Here is a 17441-nt window from a genome sequence, read left to right on the forward strand (position 1 = left end):
GTTTGCGGAGTGCGTTCTCATGAGTGATTTCGGAGGCCTCGAAGACGGTGCGGCCGAGGGCCGGGCCGCGATTCCCGCTGAAGGGGAGGAGCGCCGGGGAACATGGGCCGCAAGGCTCGCGGAACTGCCGGAGGCCGAGCAGGCCCGGGTCGTGCTCGAGCTGGTGACGGCGCACACCACCGCCGCGCTGCGGCACATGGGGCGCGGCGTGCCCGAGACCGGCCTGCCGCCCGAGAGCGGGCGGGCGTTCCGGGAGATCGGCCTGGACTCCCTCGCGCTGGTCGACCTGCACGCGCGGCTCACCGTCGCGACCGGGACGGCGCTGCCCGCCACCGTGGCGTTCGACCATCCGAGCCCTGCGGCGCTCGCCGCACGGCTGCGCGCCGAGCTGCTGGGGCGCACGGACGAGGGTGCGGACGGGGAAGGAGTCGCGCCGGGCCCGCGGGTCGCCGAGGACGAGCCGATCGCGATCGTGGGCATCGGCTGCCGGTTCCCCGGCGGGGCGGACTCCCCGGAGCTGCTCTGGCGGTTGGTGGCGGACGGTGCCCACGTCGTCTCCGCGTTCCCCGAGGACCGGGGCTGGGACTTGGACCGCCTCTTCTCCGACGACCCGGACGAGCCCGGCACCACCTACGTGCGGCGCGGTGGCTTCCTCGCCGGGGCCGGCCGCTTCGACGCCGAGTTCTTCGGGATCGGTCCGCGCGAGGCGACCGCGATGGACCCGCAGCAGCGCCTCGTCCTCGAAACGGCGTGGGAGGCGATCGAGCGCGCGGGGATCGACCCGCGGTCGCTGCACGGCACCCGGTCCGGCGTGTTCATCGGCGCCGAGCCTCAGGAGTACGGGCCGCGGCTGCACGAGGCGCCGGACGGCCTGGACGGGTCCCTGCTGACCGGTGGCGCGCCCAGCGTCCTGTCCGGCCGGGTCGCCTACACGCTCGGGCTGCGGGGGCCCGCGCTCACCGTGGACACGGCGTGCTCGGGGTCGCTGGTGGCCCTGCACCTGGCCGTGCAGGCGCTGCGCCGCGGCGAATGCGCGCTCGCCCTGGGTGGCGGGGTGGCGATCATGGGCTCGCCCGGCACGTTCACCGCGTTCAGCCGCCAGCGCGGCCTGGCCCCGGACGGGGTGGCCAAGCCGTTCGCGGCGGCCGCCGACGGCACCGCGTTCGCCGAGGGCGCCGGGGTACTGGTGCTGGAACGCCTCTCCGACGCCCTCGCGGCGGGCCACCCGGTGCTCGCGCTCATCCGCGGCTCGGCCGTCAACTCCGACGGCGCCAGCAACGGGCTGACCGCGCCGAGCGGTTCCGCGCAGCGGGCCGTCATCCGCCAGGCCCTCGCCGACGCCGGCGTGTCCGGTGACCAGGTCGACGCCGTCGAGGCCCACGGCACCGGAACGACGCTCGGCGACCCGATCGAAGCGGACGCCCTGATCGCCGTCTACGGGCGCGACCGGCGAGCCGGCGCCCCGCTGCGGCTCGGCTCGATCAAGTCGAACATCGGCCATGCCCAGGCCGCCGCCGGCGCCGCGGGCGTGATCAAGATGGTCATGGCGATGCACCACGGCGAGCTGCCGCGGACCCTCCAGGTGGACCGGCCTTCCCCGCACGTCGACTGGTCGGTCGGGCACGTCGAGCTGCTGACCCGGCCGGTCCCGTGGGAGCGCGGCGACCGCCCCCGCTTGGCCGGGGTGTCGTCGTTCGGTGTCAGCGGCACCAACGCGCACGTGATCCTGGAGGAGCCGCCCGAACCCGCCCCGTCCGAGCCGGACGGCGACCCGGACGGTGACCCGGACGGCGGGAGTGAGGCGCCCACGCCCGTCGTGGTGTCTGCCGTGAGCGAGGCGGGGCTGCGCGGCCAGGCGTCCCGGCTGCTCGCCCTCGTCGAGGGAGACGTCGAGGGAGGCGGCGGCGCGGCACCCGCGCTCGGCGACCTCGGCTTCTCCCTGGCGACCACCCGCGCGTCGCTCGATCACCGCGCCGTCGTGGTGGCGGGCGACCGCGCCGACCTGCTGCGCGGCCTCCATGCGATCTCCGCCGGCACCGGCGACGCCCCCGGTGTGGTGCGGGGCACCGCGGACAGCGGCGCCCTCGCCCTGCTGTTCACCGGCCAGGGCAGCCAGCGGCACGGAATGGGCCGGGAACTGTACGACGCGTTCCCCGTCTTCGCGCGGACCCTGGAGGAGGCCATCGGCCATCTCGACCTCCAGCTCGACCGCTCCCTGTGGGACGTGCTGTTCTCAGCACCCGGCAGCGAGAGCGCCGCGCTCCTCGACCAGACCGCGTACGCGCAGAGCGCCCTGTTCGCCGTCGGGGCGTCGCTGTTCCGGCTTGTCGAATCGTGGGGTCTGCGGCCCGCCTACCTCGCCGGGCACTCGGTCGGCGAGCTGACCGCGGCCCACGCGGCGGGAGTGCTGTCGCTGGAGGACGCGGCGACCCTCGTCGGCGCGCGGGGCCGCCTCATGCAGGAACTGCCGCGGGGCGGCGCGATGGTCGCCGTCCAGGCGGACGAGGACGAGGTGGCGGCGCGGCTGCGCGGGCACGAGGACGCCGTCGCGATCGCCGCGGTCAACGGACCCGGCGCGGTCGTCCTGTCCGGCGAGGAGTCCGCGGTCCTGGAGATCGCCGCGCGGTTCGCGGCCGAGGGCCGCCGGACCAGGCGCCTGCGGGTCAGCCATGCCTTCCACTCGCCGCTGATGGAGCCGATGCTCGCCGAGTTCCGGCAGGTCGCCCAGATCGTCACGTACGCGCCCCCGCAGGTTCCCGTCGTGTCGAACGTGACGGGAGGGCTTGCCACCGCCGCGGAGCTCTGCTCGCCCGAGTACTGGGTCCGGCACGTCCGGCAACCGGTCCGCTTCGCCGACGGCGTCCGGTGGATGGCCGGCCGGCGCGCCGGGACCTTTCTCGAACTGGGCCCGGACCCGGTGCTGTCCGCGATGGGCCGGGACTGCCTCGCCGACCGCGCGGACGAGGCGGTCTTCGTCCCGGTCCTGCGGCGCGGCCGCGACGAGCGGCGCGAGCTGCTGTCGGCCACGGCGCTGGCGCATGCGCGCGGCGCCGACCTGGACTGGGCCGCGTTCTTCGCGGGGCGCGGCGCACGGCGCGTCGAACTCCCCACGTATGCCTTCCAGCACCGCACGTTCTGGCTGAAGGCGCCCGCCGCCAAGGACGACCCGGCGTCCCTCGGCCAGCTGGCTGTCGGTCATCCGCTCCTCGGCGCCGCCGTCGGGCTCGGCGGCGCCGCCGGCGGCGTCGTGCTGACCGGACGGGTCTCGCTGCGCGAGCACCCGTGGCTCGCCGACCACGTCATGGCCGGAACGACGCTGTTGCCGGGGACGGCGTTACTCGACCTCGCCCTCCGCGCGGCCGACCTGGCCGACTGCGACGAGGTCGCCGAGCTGACGCTGGAGACGCCGCTGGCACTGCCGCCGGACGGCGCGGTATCCCTGCAGATCTCCGTCGGCCCGGACGACGGGCGGGGACGGCGGACCATCGAGCTGTACTCGCGGACCGAGGGCGGCACCGGCGACGCGGCCCCCGACGACGGCTGGGTCCGGCACGCCGGCGGCCTGCTCGCCGGTCCCCGAGCGCGCGCCGCGGGCGAGCGGGCCGCACCCACGCTGGCGGTGTGGCCGCCCGAGGGCGCGCGGCCGGTGGACATCACCGGCCTGTACGACCGCCTCGCCGACGCCGGCTACGGCTACGGCCCCTCCTTCCGGGCGCTTCGGGCCGTGTGGCGCCGGGAGGACGAGGTGTTCGCCGAGGTCGCCCTGGAGGGCGGGGCGAGGGAGTCCGCGGCCCTCTTCGGCCTGCACCCGGCCCTCCTCGACGCCGTCCTGCACGCCACCGACTTCGCCTCCCCCGAACCCGTCCCGGACACGCTGAGGCTCCCGTTCGCCTGGACGGGCGTCTCCCTGCACGCGACCGGCGCCTCCTCCCTCCGTGTGCGCATCACCTCCCGGGGCCCGGACGAGGTCGCGCTCGACCTGGCCGATCCGGCGGGCGCGCCGGTCGCGTCGGTGGACTCCTACCTCGTCCGCCCCGTCCCCGCCGGCGGCCTCGGCACCGCCGGGGCGGCGGCGCCGCTCCTGCACGTCCAATGGGTTCCGCACCCGCTGGAGCAGGACGGTGCGGGCGCCGACGCCCCGGATCTCGTGACGTTCGAGGAACCGGACGCGGACGGCGACGAACCGGCCCGGACGCGCGCCGTGACGCACCGCGCCCTCCACGTCATCCAGGAGTGGCTTGCGAACGAGCGGTCTCCCGCGTCCCGCCTCGTGCTGGTGGCCCGCTCCGGAACCGGTGACGCGCCCTCGCCCGCGCTCGCCGCGCTGCGCGGGCTGGTGCGGGCCGCGCAGGCCGAGCACCCCGGCACGTTCGTGCTCGCCGGCGTGGACGGTACGGCCTCGTCCTGGGACGCGCTGCCCACCGCCGTCGCCACCGGCGAGCCCGAACTCGACCTGCGCGACGGCGAACTCCGCGTCCCGCGCCTGGCGCCTCTCGCCGCGGTGGCACCGTCCCCCGGCGAGACGTGGGGTTCCGGAACCGTCCTGATCACCGGCGGGACGGGCGGGCTCGGCGCGCTCGTCGCCCGCCACCTGGCCGCCGGGCACGGCGTCCGCCACCTGCTGCTGCTGAGCAGGCGGGGACCGGACGCCCCCGGCGCGGCCGAACTGGAGGCCGAACTCACCAGGCTCGGGGCCGGAGTGACGATCCTCGCCGCCGACGCCGCCGACCGCGCCGCCCTCGGCCGCGCGCTGGACGCCGTCCCCGCCGAGGCCCCGCTGAGCGGCGTCGTGCACGCGGCGGGCGTGCTGGACGACGGCGTGATCGGTTCCCTCACCGCCGAACGGCTGGACGCCGTGCTGGCCGCCAAGGCCGACGGCGCCTGGCACCTCCACGAGCTGACCCGAGATCTCGACGTGCGGGCCTTCGTGCTGTTCTCCTCGACCGCGGCGATCCTGGACGGCGCGGGGCAGGGCAACTACGCCTCGGCCAACGCGTTCCTGGACGCCCTGGCCGCGTCTCGTCGCGCGGCCGGGCTGCCCGCCGTATCGGTGGCGTGGGGGCCGTGGGCCGCGGCCGGGATGAGCGAGGGACTGGACGGCGCCGCGCTGCGCCGGATGGGCCGGCTCGGCATCACCCCGTTGCGGCCGTCCGAGGGGCTTGCGGCGCTGGACGACGCCACGGCCGCCGTCGTCCCGTCCGTAGCCGCCCTGCGGCTGGACCGCCGCGCGCTGCGGGACCGCGACGACATGCCCGCCCTGCTGCGCGGCCTCGCGCCCACCGCGCGCCGCCGGGCCGCCGCCGACCCGGCCGGCGAACCGTCGTTCGCCCGCGAGCTGGCCGCGCTCGGCGCCGTCGAACGCCAGGCCGCGCTGCTGAACCTCGTCCGGCTGCACTCCGCCGCCGTCCTCGGCCACGACGATCAGGCTGCCGTCGGCGCCGTACGGCAGTTCAACGAGCTGGGCTTCGACTCCCTCGCCGCCGTCGAGCTGCGCAACCGGCTCGGGACCGCCCTCGGGATGCGGCTGAGCCCCACCCTGACCTTCGACTACCCGACGCCACGGGCCCTGGCCGCGCACCTCGCCGAGGAGATCGGCGACGCCCGGGCCGCCACCGCCCGTCCGGGAACCAGGCACGCCCCCGCCGCCGTCCCGGTCGGGGCGGAGGATGAGCCGATCGCCATCGTGGGCATGGCCTGCCGGTATCCGGGGGGCGTGACGTCGCCCGAGGACCTGTGGCGGCTGGTCGCCGAGGGCCGCGACGCGATCTCCGGCTTCCCGGACGACCGCGGCTGGGACGTCACCGTCCACGACCCGAAGATCGGCGGGCCGGGCGGGCTCTCCACCCGCGAGGGCGGCTTCCTGTACGACGCGGCCGACTTCGACGCCGCCTTCTTCGGCATCGGCCCCCGCGAGGCCCAGGCGATGGACCCCCAGCAGCGGCTCCTCCTGGAGATCTCCTGGGAGACGTTCGAGCGCGCGGGCATCGACCCGTCCTCGGTGCACGGCACCGACACGGGCGTGTTCGCGGGCGTCATGTACCACGACTGGGGGCTGCGGCTCGGCCGCCTTCCCGAGGACCTCGCCGGCTACCACGGCAACGGCAGCCTCGGCAGCGTCGTCTCCGGACGTGTCGCCTACGCGCTCGGGCTGGAAGGGCCCGCCGTCACCGTGGACACGGCCTGCTCGTCGTCCCTGGTCGCCATGCACTGGGCCATCGAGGCGCTGCGGCGCGGCGATTGCTCGCTCGCACTCGCGGGCGGCGTCACCGTCATGTCCACTCCGGACACATTCGTGGACATGAGCCGCCAGCGTGGCCTCGCCCCTGACGGCCGCTGCAAGTCGTTCGGCGCGGGCGCCGACGGTACCGGCTGGAGCGAGGGCGTCGGCATGGTGCTGCTGGAGCGGCTCTCCGCGGCCCGCCGCAACGGGCACCAGGTGCTCGCGATCCTCCGCGGGTCGGCGGTGAACTCCGACGGCGCCTCCAACGGCCTCACCGCCCCGAACGGGCCGTCCCAGCAGCGCGTGATCATGCGCGCGCTGGCGACCGCCGGGCTGTCGCCGGCCGACGTGGACGCCGTGGAGGGGCACGGCACCGGCACGACTCTCGGCGACCCCATCGAGGTGCAGGCGCTGCTCGCCACCTACGGGCGCGAGCGCCCGGCCGACGGCCGTCCGCTGTGGCTGGGATCGATCAAGTCCAACGTGGGGCACACCCAGGCCGCCGCCGGAATCGCCGGCGTCATCAAGATGGTGCACGCGATGCACCACGGCGTCCTGCCGCGCACCCTCCACGCCGACACACCCACGGATCAGGTGAACTGGGACGCCGGCGCCGTTGAACTCCTCTCCGAGCCCGTCGCCTGGCCCGCCGCCGGCGCCGAGGTCCGGCCGCGCCGCGCCGGTATCTCCTCGTTCGGCATCAGCGGCACCAACGCCCACGTGATCCTCGAGGAGGCCCCGGCCGAGCATGAGCCCGCCGGCGGCCGACCGCCGGCCGGGGACGAGGCCGCCCCGCGCCACATCCCGTGGGTCCTGTCCGGGAAGTCCGCCGAGGCTCTGCGTGCGCAGGCCGAGCGGCTGCGGTCCCACCTCGACACCGTCACGGACGACCGCCTGATCGCCACGGGCCGGGCGCTGGCCACCACCCGCGCGTCCCTCGAGCACCGCGCCGTCGTGATCGGCACCAGCCGTGAGGACCTCGCTCGCGGCCTGGAGACGGTCGCCGCCGGTGCGGGCGCGATCACGGACATCGCGGCCCCCGGCGAACTCGCGCTGATGTTCACGGGTCAGGGTGCGCAGTGTTCGGGGATGGGGCGTGAGTTGTATGGGGCGTTTCCGGTGTTCGCCTCCGCGTTCGATGAGGTGTGTGCCGGGTTCGAGGGTGTGTTGGAGGGTTCGCTGCGTGAGGTGTTGTGGGGTGATGACCAGGGTTTGCTGGATGAGACGGTGTGGGCGCAGGCGGGCTTGTTCGCCGTCGAGGTGGCGTTGTTCCGTCTGCTGGAGTCGTGGGGTGTGCGGCCGGACTATCTGGTGGGGCATTCCGTCGGGGAGATCGCGGCTGCGCATGTTGCCGGGATGGTTTCGCTCGCCGACGCGTGTGTTCTCGTGGGTGTGCGTGGTCGGTTGATGCAGGCGCTTCCCCCCGGTGGGGCGATGCTCGCCGTCCAGGCGGCGGAGGGCGAGGTTGTGCCGCTGTTGCCGGGTGGGGTGGAGATCGCGGCGGTCAACGGTCCGGTGTCGGTGGTGGTTTCTGGCGCTGAGGGGGCTGTTGCCGAGGTGGTGGGGGTGTGTGCGGGCAGGGGGTGGAAGACGCGTCGGTTGGGGGTGTCGCATGCGTTNCGCGCGCTTGAGGGCATGAGGTTCGGTCCGCCGCGGATCCCGGTGGTGTCCACGGTGACCGGGGAGCCGCTGAGCGAGGTCGACGTCCGCTACTGGGTGGGTCAGGTGCGTCGTCCGGTCCGGTTCGCGGATGCGGTGGCGTATGTGGCGGAAGCGGGTGTGCGTACGTTCCTCGAAGTCGGCCCGGACGCGGCGCTCACTCCTATGGTCGAGCAGACCCTCGACGACGCCACTGCGGTTCCCACCGCGCGCCGCGGCCGGGACGAGACCCAGACCCTGGTCACGGCCCTGGCACGGCTCCACGCCCGCGGCCACGCCGTCGGCTGGGCGGCCTTCTTCCCCGAGTCCGGCTGGATCGATCTCCCGACCTACGCCTTCCAGCGCAAGCGCTACTGGCTGGACCCGTCGCTGGGCTCGCGCACCGATCTCGGCGCCGCCGGGCTGGACGACGCGGGTCACCCGATGCTCACGGCCGTCGTGAACTCCCCGGGTTCGGGCGAGGTCGTGCTGACGGGGCGGCTGTCGGTGGACGCGCAGCCCTGGCTCGCGGACCACGCCGTCCTCGGCGGCGTTCTGCTGCCGGGAACCGGATTCGTGGAGTTGGCCGTCCGCGCCGCCGACGAGGTGGCCTGCGGGCGGATCGAGGAACTCACGCTCGAAGTGCCCCTGATGCTGCCTGAGCGGGGCGGCGTCGCGCTCAGGGTCGTGGTGGGCGCCGAGGACGGCGCGGGCCTCCGCCCGGTCGACGTCTACTCGCGCGCCGAGGACGCCGACGCGGCGTGGACGCGCCACGCGACCGGTGTCCTCGGTGCGGAGAGCGAGGAGGCGCCCGAGGAACTCGCGGAGTGGCCGCCGCCGGGCGCCGTCCGGCTCGGCGCCGATGACGCGTACGGCGCGCTCGCCGGGCGCGGCTACGCCTATGGACCCGCCTTCCAGGGGCTGCGGGCGGCCTGGCGGCGCGGCGACGACGTCTTCGCCGAGGTCGAGCTTCCGGCCGGGGCCGGCGCGGACGCCGACCGGTTCGGGATCCATCCGGCGCTGCTGGACGCCGTCATGCACGCCGACCTCCTGGCCGGGGCCGAACCGGGGGAGGAGGGGACGACGCTGCTGCCGTTCTCGTGGAGCGGGGTATCGCTGTACGCGGGCGGTGCCTCGAAGGTCAGGGCGCACATCCGGCGGTTGCGAGGCGAGGAGCTGTCGGCGGTGACGGTCGCCGACCCGGCGGGCCGCCCGGTGGCGAAGATCGCCTCGCTCAGCTCCCGGCCGGTCACGTCGGAGCAGCTCGGTGCCGGGCGGCCGGCCGCGGAGTCGCTCCACCGCATCGAATGGCGGCGCCCGCACGCGGTGACGGCACCGGACGCGGGAGTGGACCCCGTGATCCACATGGTGGGAACGCCGGACACGGCCACAGACCCGCCCGCCGCGGCCCGAGCGGTGACCGCGGACGTCCTCCGCGCCGTCCAGGACCGGCTGTCGGACGAGCGCCCCGACGCGCCGCCGCTGGTCGTCGTCACGAACCGCGCGGTCGCGGGCGAGGACGAGGACGGGCCGGTCGATCCGGCGCAGGCGTCCGCATGGGGAGTGGTGCGGGCCGCACAGGCCGAGCACCCCGGCCGGTTCGTGCTCGTCGACTCCGATCAGTCGCCGGAGTCGCGGACGGCGCTGCCCGCGGCCATCGCGTCGGGCGAGCCCGAAATGATGCTGCGCGCCGGGCAGATCCGGGTCCCGAGGCTCGTCCGGGTCGCCGGGCCGGCGCCGGCCCGGCCCTCGCCCTGGTCCGTCGCGGGCACCGTGCTGATCACCGGTGGGACGGGCGGGCTTGGCGCGCTGGTGGCGCGGCACCTGGTCGCCGAGCACGGCGTGCGCCGGCTGCTGCTCACGAGCAGGCGCGGCGCCGGAACGCCCGGGGCGGAGCGGCTGCGCGCCGACCTGGCCGGGTTCGGCGCCGAGGTGACGATCGCCCGGTGCGACGTCGCCGACCGGGACGCGCTGGCCGCGCTGCTGGCGGAGATTCCGGACGAGCATCCGCTGCGGGGCGTGGTGCACGCGGCGGCCGTCGTCGACAACGCCCCTGTGGACGCGCTCACCCCGGAACGGGTGGCCTCGGTGCTGCGGCCCAAGGCGGACGGCGGGTGGAACCTGCATGAGCTGACCCGGGGCATGGACCTGTCGGTGTTCGTGCTGTTCTCCTCGGCGGGCGGCACCGCCCTCGCCGCCGGGCAGGGCGGTTACGCCGCCGCCAATGTCTTCCTGGACGCGCTGGCCGCGCGGCGCCACGCCGAGGGACTGCCCGCCTCGTCGTTGGGGTACGGGATGTGGGCCGTGGACACCGGCCTCGGCGGCGCGCTGACGGACGCCGACCTGGACCGGATGCACCGGCTGGGCATGCCCGCGATCGGCGTCGCCGAGGGCCTGAAGCTGTTCGACGCCGCCATCACGACCGGCCTACCGGTGACGGTCCCGCTCCGGCTCGACCGGGCTGTGCTCGCGTCGCGCGGGCCGGAGGAATTGCCGGCGGTCCTGCGCGGCGCCGTCCGCGCGCCGGTCCGCCGCGCCGCCGCCGGTTCCGGCGCCGAGACCACCGGCGGGCGTTCCGCGCTGGCCCGCGAGCTGGTGGAGGCGCCCGAGGCCGACCGCGACCGGATGCTGACGGAGCTGGTGCGCGAGCACGCCGCCGCCGTCCTCGGGCACGCGTCCGGCGCCGACGTGGAGCCGGACCGGGCGTTCCGCGAGCTCGGGTTCGACTCCCTCGCCGCGGTCGAGCTGCGCAACCTGCTCGCGACGGCGACCGGGCTGCGGCTTCCCGCCACGCTGGCCTTCGACCACCCGAACTCACGGGCCGCCGCCGCGTTCCTCAAGGACCGCCTCCTCGGCGCCGGGACCGAGCCGGCCCGGGCGGCACCGGCCCCGGTCCGGGAGCGAACGGATGAGCCGATCGCCATTGTGGGCATGGCCTGCCGGTATCCGGGGGGCGTGACGTCGCCCGAGGACCTGTGGCGGCTGGTCGCCGAGGGCCGCGACGCGATCTCCGGCTTCCCGGACGACCGCGGGTGGGACGTCGACGGCCTGTACGCGCCCGAGCCCGGCACGCCGGGCAAGACCTACACCCGGCTCGGCGGGTTCCTGTACGACGCGGCCGACTTCGATCCCGGCTTCTTCGGCATCATGCCGCGCGAGGCGATGGCGATGGACCCGCAGCAGCGGCTGCTGCTGGAGGTGTCCTGGGAGGCGATGGAGCGGGCGGGGATCGACCCGATGTCGCTGCGTGGCAGCCAGACCGGCGTCTACGCCGGGGTGATGTACCACGAGTACGCAAGCCGCCTGCGCGACCTGCCGGAGGACCTGGCGGGCTACGCCGGGAACGGCAGCGCCGGGAGCATCGCCTCCGGGCGCGTCGCGTACGCGCTCGGGCTGGAGGGGCCCGCCGTGACCGTGGACACCGCGTGCTCGTCGTCGCTGGTCGCGCTGCACATGGCGTGCCAAGCGCTGCGGCGCGGTGAGGTCGAGATGGCGCTCGCCGGCGGCGTGACGGTGATGCCGACGCCCGACATCTTCGTCGACTTCAGCAGGCAGCGGGGTCTCGCCCCTGACGGCCGCTGCAAGTCGTTCGCCGCGGCGGCCGACGGCACCGGCTGGGCCGAGGGCGTCGGCGTCCTGCTGGTGGAGCGGCTCTCGGACGCGCGGCGCGACGGACACCCGGTGCTCGCGGTCGTGCCCGGCTCGGCGATCAATCAGGACGGTGCGAGTAACGGCCTCAGCTCGCCGAACGGCCCCTCCCAGGAGCGGGTGATCCGGCAGGCGCTCGCCGCGGCCGGGGTGCCCCCCTCCGGCGTCGACGTGGTCGAGGGGCACGGCACCGGGACGCGGCTCGGCGACCCGATCGAGGCGCAGGCGCTGCTCGCCACGTACGGCCAGGACCGCCCGGCCGGCCGGCCCGTGCTCCTCGGCTCGATCAAGTCGAACATCGGGCACGCCCAGGCCGCGGCCGGGGTGGGCGGCGTGATCAAGATGGTGATGGCGATCCGCGCCGGCGTGGCGCCGCGCACCCTGCATGTGGACGAGCCATCCCCGCAGGTGGACTGGTCGGCGGGCGCGGTGGAGCTGCTGACCGAGGCGCGGGAGTGGCCGGACGGCGGGCGCCCGCGCCGGGCCGGGGTGTCGTCGTTCGGCCTCAGCGGCACCAACGCCCACGTGATCGTCGAGCAGGCCCCGGCGGACGGGCCGGCGCGTCCCGAGGACCACGGGCAGACAGGCGCCGGTCCGCTGCCGGTGGTGGTGTCCGCCGCGGCGCAGGCGGCGCTGCCCGCCCAGGCGGAGCGGCTCCTGCGGCACCTTCGGGCGAACCCGCGGCAGCGGCTCGCCGACGTCGCGTTCTCGCTGGCCACCGGACGTGCGGCACTCGCGCACCGGGCCGTCGTCGTGGCCGGGGACCGTGAGGACGCCCTGCGGGGCCTGGAGGCCCTGGCCGACCCGGACACGATGCCCGTCGGCGCCGCCGCGGTGGTGACGGGCACGGCCCGGACGGACGGCGCGACCGCGTTCCTGTTCTCCGGGCAGGGCTCGCAGCGGCCCGGAATGGGCCGGGAACTGCACGCGGCCCACCCCGCCTTCGCGGAGGCCTTCGACGCGGCCTGCGCCCACTTGGACGAGCACCTCGACCGGCCGCTGCGCGGCGTCGTTTTCGCGGAGCCGGACACTGCCGAGGCCGCCCTCCTGGACCAGACGGCGCACACGCAGAGCGCGCTGTTCGCGTTCGAGGTGGCGCTGTTCCGGCTGCTGGAGTCGTGGGGCATGGCGCCCGACGTCCTCCTCGGTCACTCGATCGGCGAGATCGCGGCGGCGCACGTCTCGGGCGTGCTGTCCCTGCCGGACGCGTGCGCGCTGGTCGGAGCGCGGGGCCGGTTGATGCGGGCGCTCCCGCCCGGCGGCGCGATGGCCGCGATCCAGGCCCCCGAGGACGAGGTCCGCGGCGTGCTCGCCGCCACCGCCGCCGGTGACGAGGTGAGCATCGCGGCGCTGAACGAGCCGGGCTCGGTGGTCGTCTCCGGCGCCGAGGAGGCCGTCTCGAAGGTGGCGGCGAAGTTCGAGGGCGCGGGCCGGCGCGTGCGGCGGCTGCGCGTGTCCCACGCCTTCCACTCGACGCTGATGGAGCCGATGCTGGACGAGTTCGAGGAGGTCGCGCGGGGCCTGCGGTTCGGCCCGCCGCGGATTGCCCTGATCTCGAACGTGACCGGTGAGCCGATCACCGCGGAGCAGGCGTGCTCGCCCCGCTACTGGGTCAGGCACGTCCGCGAGGCCGTGCGCTTCGCCGACGGCGTGCGCACCCTCGTCTCACGCGGTACGACCCGCTTCGTCGAGCTGGGGCCGGGCGGCGTCCTGACCGCTCTCGCCGGAAGGTGCCTGGACGACCTGGAGGAGCGCGGCGAGCTGAAGGAGGCCCCGGCCGTGCTCGTCCCCGCCCTGCGCAAAGGCCTGCCCGAGCCGGAGGGGCTGCAGCGCGCGGTGGCCCGGATGCACGCCGCGGGTGCCGGACCCGATTGGGCGGCGTTCTTCGCGGCGGCGCGCCCACGCCGGGTGGAGCTGCCGACGTACGCGTTCAGGCACCGCCGGTTCTGGCTCGACGGCCCCGCCGTCGTGGCGGGCGACATCACGGGGATCGGTCAGGTTCCCGCCGGGCATCCGCTGCTGAGCGCGGTCGTCCCCGTACCCGGCTCGGGCGCGGTCGTCCTGACCGGCCGGCTCTCCGTCGAGACGCACCGCTGGCTCGCCGACCACGACGTGCTCGGCACCGTGGTGTTCCCCGGGACCGGCTACGTCGAGCTGGCCGTGCGGGCCGGGGAAGAGGCCGGCTGCGGCGTGGTCGACGAACTCACCATCGAGGCCATCATGCCGATCCCGCGGACCGGCGGTGTGGCGGTCCAACTCGTCATGGACGCGCCGGAGGCGTCCGGGCACCGCACGTTCACGGTGTACTCGCGGCGGGAGGACCTCCCCGCCGACGCGCCGTGGGACCGGCACGCGTCGGGCGTCCTCGCCCCGTCCGGCCCCGCCGCGCCCGCCGCGGAGTGGGGCCGCCCGGAGGCGTGGCCGCCGGAAGGCGCCGAAGAGGTGGACATCGACGGCGTCTACGACTACCTGACCAGCCAGGGCTACGGCTACGGGCCGATGTTCCGGGGGCTGCGCGGCATCTGGTCCCGGGGCAGGGAGACGTTCGCCGAGGTCGCGCTGCCCGACTGGGCGGCCGGGGACGCCGCCGGGTTCCGGCTGCACCCGTCCGTCCTCGACGCGGCGCTCAGCGCCACCGACTTCATGGAGGGCCGCAGGCCGCAGGACGTCGGCGGTACCCAGCTGCCCTTCGCCTGGGCGGGGGTGAGCGTGCACGCCACAGGCGCGGCCCGGCTCCGGGTCCGGATCACGCCGGGGGAGCAGCGCGCCGCCGAAGGATCGGACTCGGTGCGGCTCGAACTCGCCGACCCGGCCGGGCTGCCGGTCGCCACCGTCGAGTCTCTCGTCGTCCGGCCTGTCACGGCGCAGCGCGTCAACGCGGCGGTCTCCGCAGGGGCGGGCGAGCGCGATTCGGTGTTCCGGGTGGCCTGGAACCGGCTCCCCCTGGGCGGCGCCGCCGGCGCCGTCGCGGACGGCTGGGCGGTGCTCGGCGACACCGGCACCGACACCGCTCTCGGACTCGATGGCGTGCGGCGGTACAGCGACCTCGCCGCCCTGCGCGCGGACCTGGACACGGGCGCCGAATCTCCCGCGACGGTGCTGTACCCGCTCATGCCCGACGCTCCTGACGGCGACGTGCCCGCACGCGTCCGCGAGGTCGCCGGGCAGGTGCTGGACGTCCTGCGCGGGTGGCTGGACGACCGACGCCTCGCCGACGCCCGGCTCATGGTCGTGACCCGCGGCGCGGTCAGCTCCCGGGACGGTGACGCGGTCGACCTCGCGCACGCCCCCGTCTGGGGGCTCCTGCGCTCGGCCCAGGAGGAGAATCCGGGCCGGTTCCGGCTCGTCGACTCCGACCACTCGGCCAGGGCCGCCCGCCTTCTCCCCGCCCTTACGATGACGGACGAGCCCGCGGCAGCGATCCGCGGCGGGGAGATCTGGGTGCCGCGCCTCGCCCGCGTCCCGAGCGGCGAGGACGCGCCGACGCCCTGGAACCCCTCCGGCACCGTCCTCATCACCGGCGGGACGGGCGGGCTCGGTGCGCTGGTCGCCCGCCACCTCGCGAGCCGGCACGGGGTCAGGCATCTGCTTCTCGCCGGACGGCGCGGCGCGGCGGCGCCCGGCGCGGCGCGACTGCGGGAGGAACTGGCCGGGCTCGGCGCCGAGGTGACGCTCGCCTCCTGCGACGTGGCCGACCGCGCCGCCGTGGCCGAGCTCCTGGCGTCCGTGCCCGCCGAAGCACCGCTGACCGGGGTCGTGCACGCGGCAGGCGTGATGGACAACGCCCTCATCGGCTCCCTGACGGACGAGCAGGTCGACCGCGTGCTCGCCCCCAAGATGGCCGGGGCGTGGCACCTGCACGAGCTGACCCGCGACCTCGACCTCGCGGCGTTCGTTCTGTTCTCCTCGACCGCGGGCCTGCTGGTGTCGGCGGGGCAGGGCAACTACGCGGCCGCCAACCGGTTCCTGGACGCTCTGGCGGTGCACCGCCGCGCCGACGGGCTGCCCGCGACGTCGCTGGCGTTCGGGCTGTGGCGGACGAAGACAGAGATGGGCGGCGGCGTCACCGACGCCGACATCCGGCAGGTGGCGAGGCTGGGCATGCCGGCCATGGAGAGCGCCGACGCCCTCGCTCTCTTCGACGAGGCGTGCCGGGCCGGCGAGGCGGTCCTCGTCCCGATGCACCTGGATGAGACCACGCAGGTCGACGACGAGGAGCGGCCACAGCTGCTGGCCGACCTGCTCGGCGCACGGCCCGTGCGGTCCGCGACGTCCACACCGGCCGGGGGTGCCCGTCCGGCCGCCGCCGCCCTCGCCGCCCCGAACGGCGGGGCACCGGGCGATTCGGGCGCCGGCGAGCGGCCCTTCGCCGAGCGCATCGCCGAACTGTCCGGGAACGCGCGGGAGAGGGCCGTGCTCGACTTCGTCCGCGCGCACGTCGCGGCCGTGGGGCACGACGCGCCCGAGTCGGTCGACATGGCGGCGGGATTCACCCAGATGGGGCTCGACTCGCTCGCCGCGATCGAGCTCCGGAACCGGCTGAAGTCGGCGACCGGACTCCGTCTCCCGGCGACGCTGATGTTCGACTACCCCAACCCCAGAGCGCTCGCCGAGCACCTGCTCGACGAGCTGCCGTCGCCCGAGGCCGCCGGGGACTCGGGCCGGGACTCGGGGACGGTCACGGAACCTGACGAGGCGTCGATCCGGCGGTCCATCGCGTCGATACCGGTGGCGAGGATGCGCGAGGCCGGCCTGCTGGACGCGCTGCTGCGGCTTGCCGCACCCGCCGACCGGGCGGCGGAACCCGGCTCGTCCGGCGGGGCCGCGGACGAGGCGGAAGAGATCAGGAACATGTCGGTCGAGGACCTCGTACGCGCCGCGCTCGCGACCGGCGAGCAGAACTGAGTGGAGAGCGGGGAACCCAACGTGGACACTTCCGTCGAGCAGATCGTCGAGGCGCTCCGCAAGCACATGCTGGAGAACACGCGGCTGCGCCAGGAGAACGGCCGCCTCGCCGCGGCCGCCACCGAGCCGATCGCGATCATCGGCATGGCCTGCCGGCTCCCCGGCGGTGTCCGCACGCCCGGCGGCCTCTGGCGGCTCGTGAGCGAGGGCGCGGACTGCATCACCGCATTCCCCGGCGACCGCGGCTGGGACCTCGGCGGCCTGTACGACCCCGAGCCAGGCGTCCCGGGCAAGAGCATCGCCACCGAGGGCGGGTTCCTCTACGACATGGCCGATTTCGACCCAGGGTTCTTCGGCATCTCGCCCCGCGAGGCGATGGCGATGGACCCGCAGCAGCGGCTGCTGCTGGAGGTGTCCTGGGAGGCCGTCGAGAACGCCCGCATCGACCCGACGTCGCTCAACGGCNCGTCGAGAACGCCCGCATCGACCCGACGTCGCTCAACGGCAGCCGGACGGGCGTGTACGCGGGCGTGATGTACCACGACTACGGGCCGGGGACGAGCGACGGCAGCCTCGTCACCGGGCGGGTCGCCTTCACACTCGGGCTGGAGGGCCCGGCGGTGACGGTCGACACGGCGTGCTCGTCGTCGCTGGTCGCGCTGCACATGGCCGCCCAGGGACTCAGGCGCGGAGACTGCGAACTCGCCCTCGTCGGCGGCGTCACCGTGATGACGGCCCCCGACATGTTCGTGTACTTCAGCGGGCAGCGCGGCCTGGCGAGGGACGGCCGTTCCAAGTCGTTCGCCGACTCCGCGGACGGCACCGGCCTGTCCGAGGGCGCAGGCGTCCTGCTGGTCGAGCGCCTCTCGGACGCGCACCGCAATCGCCACCGGGTACTGGCGATCGTGCGCGGCTCCGCGGTGAACCAGGACGGCGCCTCCAGCGGCATGACCACCCCCAACGGCCCGTCGCAGCAGCGGGTGATCCGGCGGGCGCTGGAGAACGCGGGGGTGTCGGCGTCCGAGGTGGA

1 protein-coding gene and 1 pseudogene are annotated in these 17441 nt (G+C 75.5%); both read left to right on the top strand.

Annotated features, from left to right (window positions below; translation table 11 throughout):
• The first annotated feature begins 19 nt into the window (after positions 1-19).
• The gene (locus IEJ02_RS45470) at positions 20-16411 is read left to right on the top strand and encodes a type I polyketide synthase (RefSeq protein WP_191070154.1); all 16392 of its coding nucleotides are present in this window, start codon (positions 20-22) and stop codon (positions 16409-16411) included.
• 21 nt (positions 16412-16432) lie between these two features.
• Positions 16433-17441: pseudogene (locus tag IEJ02_RS45475) on the top strand (beta-ketoacyl synthase N-terminal-like domain-containing protein); the annotation flags it as partial.

Source organism: Streptomyces sp. 5-10 (assembly GCF_014712245.1).
Classification (GTDB): domain Bacteria; phylum Actinomycetota; class Actinomycetes; order Streptomycetales; family Streptomycetaceae; genus Streptomyces; species Streptomyces violaceusniger.